Here is an 18,808-nt window from a genome sequence, read left to right on the forward strand (position 1 = left end):
ATAGCTTAGTAGTGACGATACGGCTTGCGCAGGCCGAAGCCTTCGAAGCGTTTGGTGGTTGCCTTGACGCGAATGCGCTGCGCCTCCTGATGCAGCCCGAATACTGTGGCGATCAGCATGGCGACGGTCATTGCGGTGGCGAGCATGTAGATCAGCATGTGCGTGTTCTCCTGCGCCTTACAACGGATATATGGGGCTTTGGTTTCATCTTATTAAGGGTGCAACCTAGTGAACGCTGCGTGAAGGCTTCGTGATCAGCGTATTCATCTGTCGTTCATGTGCCGGAAAAGGTTCACGGGCCGCCTGCCGATCGGATTTGCCTTTGTGAGAGAGGCTCGCTAGAAGCTCCGGCATGACCGAACGCATCGCCCTTTACGCCGGCTCCTTCGACCCGCTGACCAACGGCCATCTCGATGTGCTGAAAGCGTCACTGGCGGTTGCCGACACTGTCTATGCGGCGATTGGCATTCATCCGGGCAAGAAGCCGCTGTTCTCCTTCGACGAGCGGGTGCGGTTGATTGAAGCCGCCACGAAAGCCGAATTCGGCCGCGATGGCGCCCGCATCAAAGTGGTCGCTTTCGATGGGCTGGTGATCGATGCCGCCAGAAGGGAAGGCGCCTCGATCATGATCCGCGGTCTGCGCGATGGCACCGACCTCGACTACGAAATGCAGATGGCGGGCATGAACGAAACCATGGCGCCGGAGTTGCAGACGGTTTTCCTGCCCGCCAGCCCGTCGGTGCGAACCATTACCGCCACACTTGTGCGCCAGATAGCCTCGATGGGCGGCGACATCCGCCCCTTCGTGCCGGCGGCCGTGGCCGGTGCGCTCACCGCAAAATTCGCGAAATAAGCTCGGAGAAAATCCTCATGCAGCTCAAAAGGCTCGCCTCATTCCTTGTTGTGCTCGCCGGTCTCTTGACCGCGTCCGTTTCCGCCTATGCTGCAGACCCGGAAAACACCATGATCATCACGCTGAAGGGGGGCGACGTCACCATAGCGTTGCGCCCCGATCTGGCACCCAAGCATGTCGCGCAGATCAAGAAGCTGGTGCGCGATCATGCCTATGACAATGTGGCTTTCCATCGCGTCATCGACGGCTTCATGGCGCAGACCGGCGACGTCAAGTTCGGCAACATGGAAAAGGGATTTAACGCCCAGGCCGTCGGCACCGGCGGCTCGGACCTGCCCGACCTGCCGGCCGAATTCTCTCAGACCGAGCGCTACAAGCGTGGCGTGGTCGGCATGGCCCGCTCGCAGGATCCGAACTCCGCCAATTCGCAGTTCTTCATCATGTTCGCACCGGCACCGCCGCTCGATGGCCAATATACCATCGTCGGCAATGTCGTCAGCGGCATGGAGCTGGTGGACAAGATCAAGAAGGGCGACGAGGCGGACAATGGCACGGTTGCCGATCCCGACCGGATGATCAAAGTGCGCATTGCCGCCGACAAATAGTTCCATTTTACAAAAGGATATCTGACATGGCTGAGATCAAGGACCGCGAGAACGCGCTCATCATGGAAACGACCAAGGGCGAGGTCGTCATCGAACTGTTTCCCGATTTGGCCCCCGGCCATGTCGCCCGCATCAAGGAACTGGCGCGCGAAGGCGCCTATGATGGCGTCGTCTTCCACCGCGTCATCGAAGGCTTCATGGCGCAGACCGGCGACGTCAAGTTCGGCAACTCGAGCAAGCCCTCGTTCGCGCCTTCCCGCGCGGGCATGGGCGGCTCGGAAAAGCCTGACCTGAAGGCAGAGTTCTCCAACGCGAACCACGGTCGCGGCACCTGCTCGATGGCCCGTTCGCAGAACCCGAACTCGGCCAATTCGCAGTTCTTCATCTGTTTCGACGATGCCGCGTTCCTCAACCGCCAGTACACGGTCTGGGGCCAGGTCATCGAAGGCATGGAGAATGTCGACAAGATCAAGCGCGGCGAGCCGGTGCAGGATCCCGACAAGATCGTGTCGCTGAAGGTCGCGGCAGACGTCAAGTAAGGCGAAACGACAATGATGGGCGTCGTCTGGTCGCTTCTCGGCATCCTGTCCGGCGCCTTCATTGCGATTCAGGCGCCGATCAATTCGCAGCTGGCGCGCGGCCTGGGTCTCCCGGTCGCGGCGGCCGCGTTTTCGTTCCTGTCGGGCGCGGTCGTGCTCGGCATCATCTCGGTAACGGTGGTGAAGCTGCAAGGCATTTCGCTTGACTGGAAGGCGCCGGCGCCGTGGCTGTTCGTCGCCGGGGGCATGCTCGGCGGCTTCTATGTCACGCTCTCCACCATCTTGACGCCACGCATCGGCGCCGCCGCCCTTATGGCGTTCCTGGTGGCCGGTCAGTTGCTCGCCGGCATGCTCATCGACCGCGTCGGCTTCCTCGGTGTCGCGGTGCGTGAAATCTCGCTCGGCCGCATCGCCGGCGCCGTGCTTCTGCTGGCCGGAGCGCTGCTCGTTCGGCTGTTTTGATTCCCGATGCGCGTCGACCTCTTTGATTTCGACCTGCCGGAAGAGCGCATCGCGCTTCGCCCGGCAGAGCCGCGCGACAGCGCCAAAATGCTCGTCGTCGAGCCGGGCAAGGGGCTGGAGGACCGGACGGTTGGCGATCTGCCGTCGTTGCTCCGCGCCGGCGACGTGCTGGTCTTCAACGACACCAAGGTCATTCCAGCGCAACTGAAAGGCATCAGGCGGCGCGGTGAAGCGGCTGCGCAGGTCGAGGCCACGCTGCACATGCGCATGGCTCCAGACCGCTGGCTGGCGTTCATGCGGCCGGGAAAGCGCATCGCCGCCGGTGACCGCATCCATTTCGGTCATGACGGCAATTCCTGTTTCCTTGGCCAGCTCGATGCCACGGTGATCGAAAAGGGCGAGGGCGGCGAAGCGTTGCTCGGCTTTGATCTATCCGGGCCCTTCCTCGACGAGGCGCTGCACGCGGTCGGCCACATTCCGTTGCCGCCCTACATCGCCTCGAAGCGCGATGACGACGAGCGCGACCATGCCGATTACCAGACCATCTATGCCCGGGAAGAAGGTGCGGTAGCGGCGCCCACCGCTGGCCTGCATTTCACGCCCGAGCTTTTTGCGGCGTTGGACGCCAAGGGGATCGAGCGCCGCTTCGTCACGCTGCATGTCGGCGCCGGCACGTTCCTGCCGGTGAAGGCGGACGACACCGCCGACCACAAGATGCATGCCGAGATCGGCTCGGTCAGCGAGGCGACCGCCAGCGCGCTCAACGCCGCGAAGGCGAGGGGTGGGCGCATCATTGCCGTCGGCACCACCTCGCTGCGTCTGCTGGAAAGCGCGGCGCGTGACGACGGTACGGTGGCGCCATGGTCCGGACCGACCGACATCTTCATCACGCCCGGCTACCGCTTTCGCACCGCCGACATGCTGATGACCAATTTCCATCTGCCGCGCTCGACACTGTTCATGCTGGTTTCGGCCTTCAGCGGTCTCGATACGATGCGTGCCGCCTATGCGCATGCCATTGCGAACCGTTACAGGTTCTACTCCTATGGCGACGCAAGCCTGCTTTACCGAGCGGAGATGAGCGATGGACGATGATCTGCAAACCCTCGATCGCGAAAGCCTCGTCGCGGAAGTGAAAAAGCTGCGCGCCGGTATTCGCGCGCACCGCGATACATCAGGCCATGATCTGTGCTGGCATCACCCCGATCTGTGGGATCTGCTGCCTGAAAAGACCGAGCCGGCGATCGCCGTGCCACCCTGGCCCAAATTCATGCGCGGCTGCATCCAATACCGCCAGTCGCTCGACAGGCAGGCGCCGGGTGCGCCGGTCCACGACAAGGAATTCAATGGCTGAGACGTTCACCTTCAAGGTGCTGGCGACCGATGGCAAGGCGCGGCGCGGCCTGATCGACATGCCGCGCGGCGAAATCCGCACGCCGGCCTTCATGCCGGTCGGCACCGGTGGCACCGTGAAGGCCATGTACATGGACCAGGTGCGCGGCGTCGGCGCCGACATCATCCTGGGCAACACCTATCACCTGATGCTTCGCCCTGGCGCCGAACGTGTCGCGCGGCTTGGCGGTCTGCACGAATTCGCCCGCTGGCCGCACCCGATCCTGACCGACAGCGGCGGATTCCAGGTGATGTCGCTGTCGAAGCTGAGGAAGCTGACAGAGAAAGGCGTCACCTTCCGTTCGCACATCGATGGCGCGGCTTATGAGATGTCACCCGAGCGTTCGATCGAGATTCAAGGCCTGCTCGATTCCGATATTCAGATGCAGCTTGACGAATGCACGGCGCTGCCGGCCGAGTTGAAAGAGATCGAGCGCGCAATGGACCTGTCGCTGCGCTGGGCGGAGCGCTGCAAGACGGCGTTCGGCGACCAGCCCGGCAAGGCGATGTTCGGCATCGTGCAAGGTGGCGACAACGCCGCGCTCAGGGTGCGTTCGGCGCAGGCGCTGAGCGCGATGAACCTCAAGGGTTATGCCGTCGGCGGCCTGGCTGTCGGCGAGCCGCAAGCGGTGATGCTCGACATGCTCGACATCACGTGCCCGGAACTGCCTGACAAAAAGCCGCGCTACCTGATGGGCGTGGGCACGCCGGACGATATCCTGAAATCGGTGGCGCGCGGCATCGACATGTTCGACTGCGTGATGCCGACGCGAGCCGGCCGGCATGGTCTTGCCTATACCAGGCGCGGCAAGGTCAATCTGCGCAACGCCCGTCACGCTGACGATCCGCGCCCGCTCGACGAAGAGAGTGATTGCCCCGCTGCGCGCGACTATTCGCGCGCTTATCTGCACCATCTGGTGCGTTCGCAGGAGGCGCTCGGGGCGATGCTGCTGACCTGGAACAATCTTTCCTACTACCAGAAGCTGATGCAGGACATCCGGGCCGCGATCGAGAGCGGCACCTTCGAACTGCGCTCGGGCGAGATATCCGAGGGTTGGGCCAAAGGCGACCTGCCCGTACTTTGAATTGGGATCCGAGCACACTCTTTCTAAACATAACCAAGAGTAATTGTTCCGAGCTATATTCAGGCAAGGGGCAAGAAACTGTCCGCAACAGCAGACCCATCTGTCGACAATTCTAAATTAGCACTGCATAATTCGCATGCTAGTGTCCTGCGTTTGGCAACGCGCAAGCATCGTGGTGTCGGCCCGGCGATTGCCGCGATCGCAGCAATCGGCCTTTTCTTGCGATTGATGGGTGCGCGCGGCGATCTCTGGCTGGACGAGATCTGGAGCTTCTTGCTGCTCGAGCCGCTTACCTCGATCGATCAGATATTCTGGCGCGTAAACCACGACAACAATCATTTCCTCAATTCGATCTACCTGTACCTGATCGGTCCTTATGCCTCGCCATTGCTTCAGCGCGGCTTGTCGATTGCGCTCGGCGTCGGCACAATCATTGCCGCAGCCGTGGCTGCGCAAGGCCGATGGGCTGGTGTCATCACAAGCATGCTGTTTGCGGTGAGCTATCCGATGGTCCATTACGGCTCCGAGGCGAGAGGCTATGCCGGGCTGGTGCTGTTCACGCTCCTCTCGGTCGTGTTCCTGGAACGCCGGTTCGACACAGGCCGTTCAGGCATCGCATTCGCGGTCATCGTCCTTCTCGGGTTTTTGTCCCACCTCACGATGGTAGAAACGGTGGTGGTTCTGGTGGCCTGGAGCGCCTGGCTCATCTGGCGGCGCACCGGCAGTCTGGGTCGCGTCAATGTCGAACTGGGGCAGATTTTCACGCCGGCATTCCTTGCTTTGCTGCCGCTAGCCGCCTGCGTAACGATCGGCAGCCAGACGTTTGGCTTCAAGGTCGGCGGCGTTTCGCCGTTCTCGCTCCAGGCCTTCGTCCAAGGCTACGGCGGAATGATCCGCTGTCTGTTCGGCTTGCCGCCTTGGATCAGCAACTTGGCCTGTATTGCCTTGGCCTGCGGCCTTGTCTGCGTCTTTGCCGGTATTCGGCGCGATCGGCGGGCCAGTCTCTATGTCATCGGGATTATCGGACTGCCTATTCTGATGGCGGCAGCACAGCTGCCGACCCTCGATTTCCCGCGCTACTTTCTTGTCAGTGCAACATTGCTGTTGCTTTGCGCGGGCGAGTTGCTTGCGCTCGGGTTCGCCGCCGCTGGCATATATCGGCTTGTTGCCGTCGGGGGGCTGGTGGCAATCCTAGCCGGCACGATGACGTTTCTGTTGCCATTCTACGAAAAGGGACGCGGATCCTATGCTGTCATCGTTGAGGAGATGACGCGCAATGGCGCAACGAGCTACGCCAGCAATCAAGATTTTCGGATCGCGGTGATTGTCAACTATTTTGCCAAACGGCTGGGACGCCAGTCATTGCTCGTCGCGGCCGACAAGATATGTGACGAGCGTCCGTCCTGGCTGATCCTCGAGGGCGCCGTGGACCAGCAGCCGGAGCATGTCGCCGCCCCGTCCGGCTGCCTGTTGACCTATGATCGCGTCGATGCCTCGACGAGTTGGGGACTGTCGGGGCAGGGCTGGACGCTCTATCAACGCCAGGATTGAAGTGAGCGAACTGGTTCAGGAGCTCAGCGAATTCGAGGCGCGCAGGCTGCAGCCGGTGATCTGGAATGTGCCGTCGGGCTGCTGCTGAAGCGTGTAGACCGCCTCATAGTCCTTGCCGTCGGGGCCAATGATCAGCACCTGCTGGACGATCGAACCCGGGCCCGTCTGCTCGACCTTGCCGAAAGAGTAGGACCGTGGCTTGCGCACAGGCGGGTAGCCGTTGGTCACCATGTTCATGAAAGCATCGACGGTCGGGAATACCTGCTTCACGTTCGGAGCGGCGAAGCTGTAGGCCTTGGCGCCGTCATCGGCGATGAGGGCCTTCAATTGACCGTCGATGACGGCTTGGCCAGCCTTGATCTCGGCATCGCCGGCAAACGCCTGGGAAGCCAGCATGAGCGAAACGAACGCGAATGCGAAAAAGCCGCGGCGCATGGCCTGTCTCCACCGTCCCTCGAAAAGCCGCCTCCAGAAAAGCTGTTGCGGAGGCATCCTAACATACGGGTGACGGCGCTTCACGGTTTCAGCGGCCGCCAATATTCGTCCCGGCTAGGCGGATTCCTCGAGCGCGGCATGCCGGTTGCGAAGATGCGCGAGGCCGTGGCCAAGGCCCGCGCCGGCTAAGTGCGCATTCCAGCGCTTGAAAGCCCGCCTCCAGTCTGCCAGAAGGGCCGCTTGAACGTGGACGTTTAGCGGGACGAAGCCATGAAGGCGTTTTTCGTGCAGATCAAATGCGAGCTGGGCAAATCCTACGAGGTTGCCAGCGCGCTTGCCGACGCCGAGATTGCTTCGGAAATCTACTCCACCGCCGGCAATTACGATCTGCTCGCCAAATTCTATGTCGATGATGAGGAAGACGTCGGCCATTTCGTCAACGAGAAGGTGCAGATTCTTCCCGGCATCAAGGACACCTTCACCGTCGTCACCTTCCGCGCCTTCTAGTCGCGAAGCGGATTTGCCCGGGCACGAGGCAAAGCCTGATCAAGCGCATATTTCAGCTGCCTCAATTTTAGGCAGCCGCGACATACTCATCGTCAGGTTCTTCCAAATCGCCGATTGCGCTTGATTTTCTCCGGCGACGCCAGTGAAATGGCGTCACAGGGGAGTATGCGATTGGCAGCGTTCGATGAAATGCTTCCGGAGGTCTCCGGACTTAGAAGACCGTATTCGGCTTACGATCGCTGGCTGAAGGAGCAGGATCCAGCCAGACTTACCGAAAAGATGCAGGACGCCGAACGCGTCTTTCGCAAGACCGGCATCACTTTTGCCGTTTATGGCGAGCAGGAAGCATCTGAGCGATTGATCCCGTTCGACATCGTTCCCCGCATCATTTCAGGCAATGAGTGGCGCCGCCTGACGCAAGGCATCGAGCAGCGCGTACAGGCGCTGAACGCCTTCCTCGACGACATCTACCATCGCCAGGAAATCCTTCGCGCCGGCCGCGTCCCAAGGGACTTGATTGCCAAGAACGAGGCTTTCCTGCCGGAAATGATCGGCGTGCGGCCACCGGCCGGCGTCTACACCCACATTATCGGCGTCGACATCGTGCGCATCAGCGAGGACGAGTTCTACGTGCTGGAAGACAATGCACGCACGCCGTCCGGTGTCTCCTACATGTTGGAGAACCGCGAAACGATGATGCAACTGTTCCCCGAGCTGTTCCAGAAGATCAAGGTGCGGCCGGTGGAGAACTACCCGCAGCTGCTGCGCCAGTCGCTGGCGGCGGTGCGGCCGCAAGGCACCAAGGGGGCGCCGACCATCGCGGTGCTGACGCCCGGCAGTTTCAATTCTGCCTATTTCGAACACGCCTTCCTTGCCGACCAGATGGGGGTGCAGCTTGTGGAGGGACAGGATCTGCGCGTCGTCGACGGCCATGTCGCGATGCGTACGACCGAAGGCTACAAGCAGATCGACGTTCTCTACCGCCGCGTGGATGATTCTTTCCTGGACCCGCTGACCTTCAGGCCGGATTCAGCTCTTGGCATACCCGGCATCATGGATGTCTACCGCGCCGGGAACATCACCATCGCCAATGCGCCGGGAACCGGCATTGCCGACGACAAGGCGATCTATTCCTACATGCCGGAGATCGTCGAATTCTACACCGGCCGCAAGGCGATCCTCGGCAACATCCCGACCTGGCGCTGTTCGGAACCGGACAGCCTGAAATATGTGCTCGAACACATTGATGAGCTCGTCATCAAGGAAGTGCACGGTTCCGGCGGCTACGGCATGCTGGTCGGCCCGGCTGCAACCAAGAAGGAATGCCAGGATTTTGCCAAGAAGCTGCAGGCCAAGCCGTCTAATTACATCGCCCAACCGACGCTAGCGCTCTCGACCTGTCCGATCCTGACTGACAAGGGCCTGGCGCCGCGCCACGTCGACTTGCGGCCTTATGTGCTGGTTTCCGATCGCATCCAGATCGTGCCTGGTGGGCTGACGCGCGTTGCGCTGAAGGAAGGCTCGCTGGTGGTGAATTCCTCGCAAGGCGGCGGCACCAAGGACACCTGGGTGCTGGATGATTGAGATGGGTGAGTAGGGGATAGTCAGTCGTGAATAGTGGAAGCAGAGGGGACAGGGAAATGCCATATTCCGTTGAGATTCAGTCGCTTGCCATTCCCTACTCGCTATTCCCTGCTCACTAGCCCGAAGGGCCATTCCATGCTTCTCGGCCGCACCGCCAACGGGCTCTACTGGATGAACCGCTATATCGAGCGGGCCGAAAACATGGCGCGGTTGGTCGATGCCGGCCTGCGCATGGCGCTGACCCGCACTCAAAGCGCCTCGGAGGAGTGGAACTCCGTGCTGCTCAGCGCCGGCTCCGACGCTGCCTTCACGCAGAAGTATTCGGACTATTCGGCGGCGAATGTCGCTGATTTCCTGCTGCGCGACACGTCGAACCCTTCAAGCACGATGTCGTCGATCGAGACCGCCCGCAACAATGCGCGCATGGTGCGCACCGCGCTGACGCGCGAGACCTGGGAGAGCATCAACGAAGCCTGGATGGCGCTGAAACGGATGCTGGCGAGGCCGATCGACGAGCGCGACCTGCCCAATGTGCTCGATGCGATCAAGCGCGAGACAGCGCTGATCCGTGGCTCGTTCTACGGCACCATGCTGCGCAACGAGATTTTCGACTTCTCGCAGCTCGGCACCTATGTCGAGCGCGCCGACAACACGGCGCGCATTCTCGACGTGAAATACTACGTGCTGTTGCCGTCGATTTCATGGGTCGGATCGAGTCTGGACAACTACCAGTGGGAATCGATCCTGCGTTCGGTGTCGGCGCATCGCTCCTATCGCTGGGTCTACGATGCCGACTACAAGCCCACCAACATCGCCGACTACCTGATCCTCAATGTGCGCATGCCGAGGTCGCTGACCTTCTGCTATCGCTTCCTGGCCGAGCATCTGAAGTTCCTCGGCGACGACTATGGCGAGCGTCATGCCTGCCACGCGACCGCGGAGAAGACCCAGACGATGCTGCGCGCGGGATCGATCAAGGACATATTCGACGCGGGCCTGCACGAGTTCCTGGCCGGGTTCATTCGCGACAACACCAGGCTCGGCGACGAGATCGCGCAGGACTACAGGTTTTATTGAGGAAGCCATGCGGCTGAAAATCACTCACCGGACCGAATATCGCTATGACGCGCCGGTGCAATATCTACTTCAGAGGCTGCGGCTGCTTCCCATGAGCGGGCCGACACAGACAGTGCTGTCCTGGGCGCTGAAGGTCGAAGGCGCGCGCGAGGAAGTGCGATTTACCGACCATTACGGCAACGATAACAGGCTGTTGAGCGTCGAAGGTGACCACGATTTCATCACCGTCGAGGCCTTGGGCGAGGTGGTGACGCGCGATACATCAGGCGTTTGCGGGCCGCATCAAGGCTTCGCGCCGCTCTGGTTGTTCGCGCAGGAGACTGCCTTGACCACCATAGGCGGCGGCATTCGTGATCTTACCGAGGCGGTCGGCAAGGGCACCGACCTCGAAAGGCTGCACAGGTTGATGGCCGCCATCGGTGAGCGCGTCGCCTACACGCCCGGCGCCACCAATGCGACGACCGCGGCCGAGGAAGCCTTGGCGCTGAAGACCGGCGTTTGCCAGGACCATAGCCACATCTTTGCCGCCGCCGCGCGCGCCATGGGATTTCCGGCCCGCTATGTCAGTGGCTATCTGATGATGGATGCGGCGGTGGAGCAGGCGGCGAGCCACGCCTGGGCCGAAGCCCATGTCGCGGGCCTCGGCTGGGTTGCCTTCGATCCCGCCAACGGTATTTCTCCCGATGAACGCTATGTGAAGGTGGCTACCGGCCGCGACTACCGTGACGCTTCGCCGGTGTCGGGAATTCGGATGGGACAGGCGGAAGAACTGCTTGCGGTCACCGTCACGGTAGAGCAGTAATCCCCCCCAGGATTGCTGCCTCAAGAGATTCTATGACCTATTGCGTCGGCCTCAAGATCGATCGCGGGCTCGTGTTCATGTCGGACACGCGCACCAATGCCGGCATGGATTCGATCTCGACCTTCAAGAAGATGCATGTGTGGGAGCAGCCGGGCGAGCGCGTCATCGTCTTGATGTCGGCCGGCAATCTGGCGACGACACAGGCCGTGGTCAGCCTACTCGACGAGCGCACCAAGGCGGTGACCGACCGCCATGAGAAGCTGCTCGAAACGCCATCCATGTACCAGACGGTGCGGCTGGTCGGCGACACGGTGAAAGAGGTGATCGCGCAATCGTCGCCCGCCGGCGAGAAGGCCGATTCCTATTTCAATGCCTCCTTCATCCTCGGTGGGCAGATCAAGGGCAGCCCGCCACGCCTGTTCATGATCTATCCCGAAGGCAATTTCATCGAGTCGACCGACGACACGCCGTTCTTCCAGATCGGCGAGACCAAATACGGCAAGCCGATCATCATCCGCGCCTATGAAAAGACGATGAGCCTCGCCGAGACGGTTAAACTCTTGCTGGTGTCGTTCGATTCGACGTTGAAATCGAATCTGTCGGTCGGCTTGCCGCTCGACCTGCTTTTCCTGGAACGGGACGCCTTTCAGGTCGGCCTGAAAAAGCGGATCGGCCAGGACGATCAGTATTACCGCACGATCTCCGATGGATGGTCGAATGCCCTGAAGACGGCGTTCGCCAGCCTGCCGGATTTCCCCGGCTAGTTTTGCCTATCTCGCCATTCGACGGTGGTTGCAAATATTTCACATGTTAATTAATATGATCTTGAAGATCGGGCGGCTGCCGCCGGCCACGAAAGATCATGTCGGGAAGACAAGATGAACAATGACGATTTCCGGCAATGGTCGCAACGCGCCGCCGACTGGGGTGCCGACTATCGCAACAATTTGCGTGAGCGGCCGGTGCGGCCATTGGTCGAGCCGGGCGACATTTTCAGGAGCATCGAGGTGTCGCCGCCCGAAGACGCCGAACCGATGGACAGAATCTTCGCCGATTTCGAAGCCAAGATCGTGCCGGGGATGACACATTGGCAGCACCCCCGCTTCTTCGCCTATTTCCCGGCCAACGCGGCGCCGGTTTCGGTCGTCGCGGAATACCTGGTGTCGGCGATGGCCGCGCAATGCATGCTTTGGCAAACGTCACCGGCGGCGACCGAGCTTGAAACCCGCACCGTCGACTGGATGCGCCAGGCGCTCGGCCTGCCAGAGGGCTTTTCCGGCGTGATCCAGGATTCGGCCTCGTCGGCGACACTCAACGCCGTGCTGACCATGCGCGAGCGGGCGCTCGGCTGGCAAGGCAACAAAAAGGGTTTGGCCGGGCAGGGGCGGTTGCGCATCTATTCTTCCGACCAGGTGCACACATCGATCGACCGGGCGATCTGGGTCTCGGGCATCGGCGAGGACAATCTCGTGCGCGTTCCGGTCACCGGCCGTTTTCGCGCCATGGACACGGCAGCCCTGGAAGCAGCCATCATTGCCGACCGGAAAGCCGGCATGCTGCCTGCTGGTATTATCGCCTGTGTCGGCGGCACCAGCACCGGTGGCACGGACGATATTGCAGCGGTTGCGGAGGTTGCCAGGCGGCACGGGCTCTACCTGCATGTCGATGCCGCCTGGGCCGGGTCGGCGATGATCTGCCCGGAATACCGGCATTTCTGGTCTGGCGTCGAAGGCGCCGATTCGATCGTCTTCAATCCGCACAAATGGCTGGGCGCGCAGTTCGATTGTTCGATCCAGTTCCTGCGCGACCCCTCGAGCCATGTCAGGACGCTGGCCATCAAGCCCGACTATCTCAAGACGCACGGCCATGACGGCATCATCAACTACTCGGAATGGTCGGTGCCGCTCGGCCGGCGCTTCCGCGCGCTGAAACTGTGGTTCCTGCTGCGCGCCCATGGACTGGAAAACCTGCGAACCATGATCCGCAACCATGTCGCCTGGAGCGAAGGCCTCGCCACGCGTCTGGCAAGGGAGGTGGATTTCGAGATCGTCAGCGAGCCGATGCTGTCGCTGTTTTCGTTCCGGCACAAGACGGCTTCGGACACCGATGCCGACGAGCACAATCTGCGGCTGGTCAATGCGATCAACGACGATGGCCGCATCTACCTGACGCAAACGAAAGTCGATGGAAGGGTGGCGATCCGCTTCCAGGTGGGCCAGTTCGATGCGACGGCGGAAGACGTCGACGCGGCTTTCACCGCCATTACCGAAATTGCACGCGCCGTGGCCTGAAAAAGGCTGGATCAAGGTCGCGCCGAGGTTCCCCTACAATCATCGGATTTCGTTAGCCGGCTTGTGCCTTTTCATCGGTTTCGTTTTCGACTATAAGCAAGAAAAACGAAAACGGGAGCTTGCTTGATGTATCTGTCGCCGCGCCATGCCGAGATCATCCAGATGGCTAAGGACAACGGCCGCGTGCTGGTCGACGATCTGGCCACGCATTTCAATGTGACGCCGCAGACCATACGCAAGGACCTCAACGATTTGTGCGACCAGCGGCTGCTTTCGCGCATCCATGGCGGCGCCTTGTTCCCTTCCGGCATCGAGAACATGGAGTATGAAGCCAGGCGCAAGATCGCGGCCGACGAGAAGGAAGCGATTGGCCGTGCGGCGGCGAGGCTGATCCCCGACAACGCCTCGCTGTTCATCAACATCGGCACCACGACGGAGGCGGTCAGCAAGGCGTTGCTCGATCATAACGGCCTGATGGTTATCACCAATAACATCAATGTTGCCAATAGGATGCGCATCTATCCTTCGATCGAGGTGGTGATTGCCGGTGGTGTGGTGCGCGGCTCGGACGGGGGTGTCGTCGGTGAGGCGGCGGTCGATTTCATCAGGCAGTTCAAGGTCGATTATGCTGTCATCGGTGCCTCCGCGATCGATCATGATGGAGCGCTGCTCGACTTCGATTTTCGCGAGGTGAAGGTGGCGCAAGCGATCATCGCCAATGCCAGGCATGTCATCCTGGTATCCGACCAGACCAAATTCGAGCGTACGGCGCCGGTACGCATCGGTCATCTGTCGCAGGTCAACACCTTCATCACCGATCGCTGCGAGATCGATTCGGTGCGCAAGATCTGCCAGGAAGCCGAGGTTCAGCTGATCGAGACGTCGCCCGCCTGAGGTCTTTTATCGTCTTCTCGCCGGCTTGTTCACCGGCTTGTGATATTTCGTTTGACATTCGTTATGAGTTCGAAATAATTCCGCTACGGTTTCGCAAAAGACCCAAAATGGTGCAGTGCGAAATCGTGGAGGAATTAAGTGGACCCATCTTCAGTCCGGGACATTTTCGTCATAGGCGGCGGTATTAACGGCTGCGGAATCGCCCGTGATGCCGTTGGCCGCGGGTTTTCGGTCTTTCTCGCCGAGATGAATGACCTCGCCAGCGGAACCTCGTCCGGTTCGACCAAGCTGATCCATGGCGGGCTGCGCTATCTCGAATTCTACGAATTCCGCCTGGTGCGCGAGGCGCTCATGGAGCGCGAGGTTCTGTGGAAGAACGCACCGCACATTATCTGGCCGATGCGCTTCGTGCTGCCCTACGCCAGGGGCCTGCGACCCGCCTGGCTGATCCGGCTTGGCCTGTTCCTTTACGATCACATTGGCGGGCGCAAATTGCTGCCGGCGACCAGGACGCTCGACATGGCAAGCGACCCGGCGGGCAAGCCTTTGAAGCCGCTGTTCAAAAAGGCCTTCGAATATTCCGATGGCTGGGTCAACGATGCGCGGCTGGTGGCGCTGAATGCACGTGACGCTGCTGACCGGGGCGCAACCATCCGGACCCGCACGAAAGTGGTTGGAGCCCGCCGCGAAGGCGGGATCTGGACGATAAAGATCGAGAACCTGCAAACCGGCGAGACCGAAGAGGTCAAGGCACGGTTGCTGGTCAATGCGGCGGGGCCCTGGGTAGACCACGTGCTGTCCGGCGTCGTCGGGCAGAATGACGTTCACAACGTCCGCCTCGTGCAGGGCAGCCACATCGTCATCGCCAAGAAGTTCGACGATCCGCGCGCCTATTTCTTCCAGAACAGGGATGGCCGCATCATCTTCGCTATTCCCTACGAGGACGAGTTCACGCTGATCGGCACCACCGACCGGGATTATCCCGGCGATCCGCACGATGTGAAGATCAGCGACACCGAAATCGACTATCTCTGTGCCGCGGCGAGCGAGTATTTCGCGGTTCCCGTCAAGCGTTCGGACATTGTCTGGACCTATTCGGCCGTGCGTCCGCTCTATGATGACGGCGCCTCCAAGGCGCAGGAAGCGACGCGCGACTACGTGCTGAAGGCCGATGGCGGCGAGGGCGCCGCACCGCTGGTCAACGCGTTTGGCGGCAAGATCACCACCTACCGCCGGCTGGCGGAATCAATGCTGGAGAAGATCGAAGGTTTTCTCGGCAAGCGCGGCAAGCCGTGGACATCTGATGCGCCGCTGCCGGGCGGCGATTTTCCGGCCACCGGTTTCGATGCGCAGGTGGCGAAGCTGAAAAGCGCCTACCCTTTCCTCGACCAGCGTTTGGCGCGCCGGTTGACCAGGCTTTACGGGACGCGTGCGCAGGTTCTGCTCGGCTTGGCCAAGTCGATTGCCGATCTCGGCCGCAATTTCGGCGGCGATCTGCACGAGGCCGAGGTGCGCTATCTCGTTGAAAACGAATGGGCCGTCACGGCGGAAGATGTGCTGTGGCGACGGACCAAGCGCGGTCTGCATCTTAGCCGCGAGCAGGTCTCGGCACTCGATGAATTCATGCGTGGCATAAGCCGGCAACATGTCGCGGCCGCCGAATGAAGAGGTTTTGAGCTGATGCGGAAAGCCTGGGAGGAGGCGTCATGCTGGAACTGAGGAACGTCACCAAGACGGTCGGTGCGGTCGAGCACATCCGCGACGTGTCGCTGACGCTTCAGCACGGCTCGCTCAACGTTTTGCTCGGGCCCACGCTTTCCGGCAAGACCAGCCTGATGCGGCTGATGGCCGGCCTCGATGTGCCGACTTCCGGCTCGGTCTGGTTCGACGGCCAGAATGTCACCGGCACGCCGGTGCAGAAGCGCAAGATCGCCATGGTCTACCAGCAGTTCATCAACTATCCGGCGATGACGGTCTATGACAACATCGCCTCGCCGCTAAGGGTGGCTGGTGTCGAGCAAGGCAAGATCGACAGCCAGGTGCGCGAGGCGGCAGCTCTCCTCAAGCTGACACCCTATCTCGACCGCACCCCGCTCAGCCTGTCGGGCGGCCAGCAGCAGCGCACCGCGCTGGCGCGCGCCATCGTCAAGAATGCCAGCCTGGTGCTGCTCGACGAGCCGCTTGCCAACCTCGACTACAAGCTGCGCGAGGAATTGCGGGCCGAACTGCCGAGGATCTTTGCCGCTGCCGGCACAATCTTCGTCTACGCCACCACCGAGCCGCATGAGGCCCTGCTGCTCGGCGGCAACACGGCAACGCTGTCGGAAGGCCGCATCACCCAGTTCGGGCCGACCATCGACGTATTCCGCAAGCCGGTTGATCTGGTGACGGCCAGGACCTTCGCCGATCCGCCGCTCAACAGCATCGTGCTGGCCAAGAAGGGCGCGGACTTTCTGCTCGAGGGCGGCGTCAAGCTGCCGGTGCCCGCCGAACTCGTCGGCATCGCCGATACGAACTATACGATCGGCTTTCAGCCGCACCATCTTTCGCTCGACCGGCCCAATGCTTCCGCGGTGCCGGTGCGGGCAAAGGTCACCATCACCGAAATCACCGGGTCCGAGAGTTTCATCCATCTCGATTTTGCCGATGCCCGCTGGGTGATGTTGACCCACGGCATCAGGGATTTCGAGACAGACGCGGTGGTCGAAGTGTTCATCGATCCGCGTCACATCATGGTCTTCGATGAGCACGGCCGGGCTATGACCGCGCCGAAGCTGGCGGCTTAGGAGGGGCGATATGGCACGCATCGACGTCAACCATGTCAGGCATTCCTATCTGCAGAACCCGCGCACGGATGCCGATTTCGCGCTGCGCGAAGTGCATCATACCTTCGAGGATGGTGGCGCCTATGCGCTGCTTGGGCCGTCCGGCTGCGGCAAGACCACGCTGCTCAACATCATTTCAGGGCTGCTTCATCCCTCGCATGGCCAGTTGCTGTTCAACGGCAGGGACGTGACCAATTTGTCGACGCAGGAGCGCAACATCGCGCAGGTGTTCCAGTTCCCGGTCATCTACGACACCATGACGGTCTACGACAATCTGGCGTTCCCGCTGCGCAATCGCGGCGTGCCGGAGGCCGACGTCGACCGCAAGGTGCGCGAGACGCTGGAGATGATCGACCTGGCCTCATGGGCGAAGAAGAAGGCGAGGGGCCTGACCGCCGACCAGAAGCAGAAGATCTCGCTCGGCCGTGGCCTGGTGCGCTCGGACGTCAACGCCATCCTGTTCGACGAACCGCTGACCGTTATCGATCCGCACATGAAATGGGTGCTGCGCTCGCAGTTGAAGCAGCTTCATCGCCGCTTCGGCTACACGATGGTCTATGTCACGCACGACCAGACCGAGGCGCTGACCTTCGCCGACCAGGTCGTCGTCATGTATGATGGCGGCATCGTGCAGATCGGCACGCCGGCGGAACTGTTCGAACGGCCGCGCCACACTTTTGTCGGCTATTTCATCGGCTCGCCAGGCATGAATGTCGTGCCGGTGGCAATCGAAGGCAGGACGGCGACGCTCGGCTCGCAACGGATCGAATTGCCTGGGGTGCCGAAGGCCAGCGCCGGGGCCGTCGAGCTTGGCATCCGCCCGGAATATGTACGGCTCGGCCGCGACGGCATGGCCGTTTCAATCAGTAAGGTCGAGGATGTCGGCCGCCACAAGGTGGTGCGCGCCAAGCTGGAGGGCCGAGAGATCGCGGCCGTCATCGGCGAGGACGAGACCGTTCCGGCCGAACCGAAAGTTCGTTTCGACCCGGCCGGCATCAACATCTATGCCGATTCCTGGCGTGTCGAGATGGGGGCATAGATGGACAAGACCTGGAACAACAAAGCCTGGTTCCTGGTGCTGCCGGTGCTGGTGCTGGTGGCCTTCACCGCCGTCATCCCGCTGATGACGGTCGTCAACTATTCGGTGCAGGACACGTTCGGCAACAACGTCTTCACCTGGGCCGGCACGGAATGGTTCGAGGAATTGCTCTCCTCCAGCCGCTTCTGGGAAGCGATGGTCCGCAACCTCGCTTTCTCCTTCATCATCCTGGCTATCGAGGTGCCGCTTGGCGTCTTCATCGCGCTCAACATGCCGAAAAAAGGCTGGGGCGTGCCGGTTTGCCTGGTGCTGATGTCGCTGCCGCTGCTGATACCGTGGAACGTGGTCGGCACCATCTGGCAAGTGTTCGGACGCAACGACATAGGTCTGATGGGCTATTACCTCAACGCGATCGGCATCGACTACAATTACGTGCAGGATCCGTTCGACGCCTGGGTGACGATCATCATCATGGACGTCTGGCACTGGACCAGCCTTGTCGTTCTGCTCTGCTATGCAGGACTGGTCTCGATCCCGGATGCCTTCTACCAGGCGGCCAAGATCGACGGCGCCTCGCGCTGGGCGGTGTTTCGCTACATCCAGCTGCCGAAAATGCAGCGCGTGCTTTTGATCGCCGTGCTGCTGCGCTTCATGGACTCGTTCATGATCTACACCGAGCCCTTCGTCGTCACCGGCGGCGGTCCGGGCAACTCGACGACGTTCCTGTCGATCGACCTCGTCAAGACTGCACTCGGCCAGTTCGACCTCGGTCCGGCGGCGGCGATGTCGCTGGTCTACTTCCTCATCATCCTGTTGTTGTCATGGGTGTTCTACACCGTGATGACCAATTACGACGCGGAGCGCTGA

The 18,808-nt window shown here is 61.2% G+C and carries 21 protein-coding genes; 19 read left to right on the forward strand and 2 right to left on the reverse strand.

Translation table 11 applies throughout. The features are described 5' to 3' along the window. Positions 1-5: 5 nt before the first annotated feature. Positions 6-158: a hypothetical protein gene (locus tag EN824_RS06270; RefSeq protein ID WP_015317717.1), complete on the reverse strand. Its 153-nt coding sequence runs from the start codon at positions 156-158 to the stop codon at positions 6-8. Between the two features lie 194 nt (positions 159-352). On the opposite strand from EN824_RS06270, the gene coaD reads away from it, so the two are divergent. The 8 genes from coaD (at position 353) to EN824_RS06310 (ending at position 6,487) form a co-directional block, all read left to right on the forward strand. Next, positions 353-853, forward strand: a complete 501-nt coding sequence (gene coaD / locus EN824_RS06275) for a pantetheine-phosphate adenylyltransferase (RefSeq protein ID WP_127872530.1) — start codon at positions 353-355, stop codon at positions 851-853. Between the two features lie 17 nt (positions 854-870). Beyond that, positions 871-1,458: a peptidylprolyl isomerase gene (locus EN824_RS06280; protein ID WP_135864483.1), complete on the forward strand. Its 588-nt coding sequence runs from the start codon at positions 871-873 to the stop codon at positions 1,456-1,458. 26 nt (positions 1,459-1,484) lie between these two features. Then, positions 1,485-1,997, forward strand: coding sequence for a peptidylprolyl isomerase (locus EN824_RS06285; protein WP_135864486.1), 513 nt, complete (start codon positions 1,485-1,487; stop codon positions 1,995-1,997). A 12-nt stretch (positions 1,998-2,009) separates the two neighbouring features. Then, on the forward strand, positions 2,010-2,459 hold the full coding sequence (locus EN824_RS06290; RefSeq protein ID WP_127872528.1) for a DMT family transporter: 450 nt from the start codon (positions 2,010-2,012) through the stop codon (positions 2,457-2,459). 6 nt (positions 2,460-2,465) lie between these two features. After that, complete coding sequence (queA, locus tag EN824_RS06295) at positions 2,466-3,554, forward strand: tRNA preQ1(34) S-adenosylmethionine ribosyltransferase-isomerase QueA (protein ID WP_127872527.1); 1,089 nt, start codon at positions 2,466-2,468, stop codon at positions 3,552-3,554. Further along, a complete protein-coding gene (locus tag EN824_RS06300; RefSeq protein ID WP_127872526.1) occupies positions 3,544-3,813 on the forward strand; it encodes a hypothetical protein in 270 nt (89 codons plus the stop codon). The genes queA and EN824_RS06300 overlap by 11 nt, the downstream gene beginning before the upstream one ends. Next, on the forward strand, positions 3,806-4,936 hold the full coding sequence (gene tgt, locus EN824_RS06305) for a tRNA guanosine(34) transglycosylase Tgt (RefSeq protein WP_127279993.1): 1,131 nt from the start codon (positions 3,806-3,808) through the stop codon (positions 4,934-4,936). Before EN824_RS06300 ends, tgt begins: the two co-directional genes overlap by 8 nt. Positions 4,937-5,089: 153 nt before the next feature. Continuing rightward, positions 5,090-6,487 carry a hypothetical protein gene (locus tag EN824_RS06310; protein ID WP_127872525.1) on the forward strand — a complete coding sequence of 466 codons (1,398 nt, stop codon included), beginning with the start codon at positions 5,090-5,092 and terminating at the stop codon, positions 6,485-6,487. A gap of 15 nt (positions 6,488-6,502) precedes the next feature. Here EN824_RS06310 and EN824_RS06315 read toward each other — a convergent pair whose 3' ends face one another. Further along, positions 6,503-6,922 carry a DUF4864 domain-containing protein gene (locus tag EN824_RS06315; protein ID WP_127872524.1) on the reverse strand — a complete coding sequence of 140 codons (420 nt, stop codon included), beginning with the start codon at positions 6,920-6,922 and terminating at the stop codon, positions 6,503-6,505. Between the two features lie 270 nt (positions 6,923-7,192). Between EN824_RS06315 and EN824_RS06320 the strand changes: the two genes are divergently transcribed. From EN824_RS06320 to EN824_RS06370, 11 genes are all read left to right on the forward strand, one after another. After that, entirely contained in the window at positions 7,193-7,429 is a 237-nt protein-coding gene (locus tag EN824_RS06320) for an Lrp/AsnC family transcriptional regulator (protein ID WP_010909609.1), read from the forward strand. Between the two features lie 171 nt (positions 7,430-7,600). Further along, positions 7,601-9,013, forward strand: coding sequence for a circularly permuted type 2 ATP-grasp protein (locus EN824_RS06325; RefSeq protein WP_167531426.1), 1,413 nt, complete (start codon positions 7,601-7,603; stop codon positions 9,011-9,013). Positions 9,014-9,148: 135 nt separating this feature from the next. Beyond that, positions 9,149-10,090, forward strand: coding sequence for an alpha-E domain-containing protein (locus EN824_RS06330; RefSeq protein ID WP_127280446.1), 942 nt, complete (start codon positions 9,149-9,151; stop codon positions 10,088-10,090). Between the two features lie 7 nt (positions 10,091-10,097). Continuing rightward, entirely contained in the window at positions 10,098-10,892 is a 795-nt protein-coding gene (locus EN824_RS06335) for a transglutaminase family protein (protein WP_135931988.1), read from the forward strand. A 32-nt stretch (positions 10,893-10,924) separates the two neighbouring features. Next, positions 10,925-11,656 carry a peptidase gene (locus EN824_RS06340; protein ID WP_127280448.1) on the forward strand — a complete coding sequence of 244 codons (732 nt, stop codon included), beginning with the start codon at positions 10,925-10,927 and terminating at the stop codon, positions 11,654-11,656. Between the two features lie 114 nt (positions 11,657-11,770). Next, positions 11,771-13,183 (forward strand): aspartate aminotransferase family protein, encoded by a 1,413-nt coding sequence (locus EN824_RS06345; RefSeq protein WP_135931989.1) that lies wholly within the window; start codon positions 11,771-11,773, stop codon positions 13,181-13,183. Positions 13,184-13,309: 126 nt separating this feature from the next. Further along, the gene (locus tag EN824_RS06350; protein WP_135915859.1) at positions 13,310-14,077 is read left to right on the forward strand and encodes a DeoR/GlpR family DNA-binding transcription regulator; all 768 of its coding nucleotides are present in this window, start codon (positions 13,310-13,312) and stop codon (positions 14,075-14,077) included. Between the two features lie 138 nt (positions 14,078-14,215). Further along, positions 14,216-15,742 carry a glycerol-3-phosphate dehydrogenase gene (gene glpD, locus EN824_RS06355; protein WP_127872519.1) on the forward strand — a complete coding sequence of 509 codons (1,527 nt, stop codon included), beginning with the start codon at positions 14,216-14,218 and terminating at the stop codon, positions 15,740-15,742. A gap of 41 nt (positions 15,743-15,783) precedes the next feature. Continuing rightward, entirely contained in the window at positions 15,784-16,863 is a 1,080-nt protein-coding gene (locus EN824_RS06360) for an ABC transporter ATP-binding protein (RefSeq protein ID WP_135915860.1), read from the forward strand. 10 nt (positions 16,864-16,873) lie between these two features. Next, a complete protein-coding gene (locus EN824_RS06365; protein ID WP_127872517.1) occupies positions 16,874-17,941 on the forward strand; it encodes an ABC transporter ATP-binding protein in 1,068 nt (355 codons plus the stop codon). Continuing rightward, a complete protein-coding gene (locus EN824_RS06370; RefSeq protein WP_127872516.1) occupies positions 17,942-18,808 on the forward strand; it encodes a sugar ABC transporter permease in 867 nt (288 codons plus the stop codon). It begins immediately after the preceding gene.

Origin of the sequence: Mesorhizobium sp. M8A.F.Ca.ET.181.01.1.1 (assembly GCF_004792025.1) — a bacterium.
Lineage (GTDB): Bacteria > Pseudomonadota > Alphaproteobacteria > Rhizobiales > Rhizobiaceae > Mesorhizobium.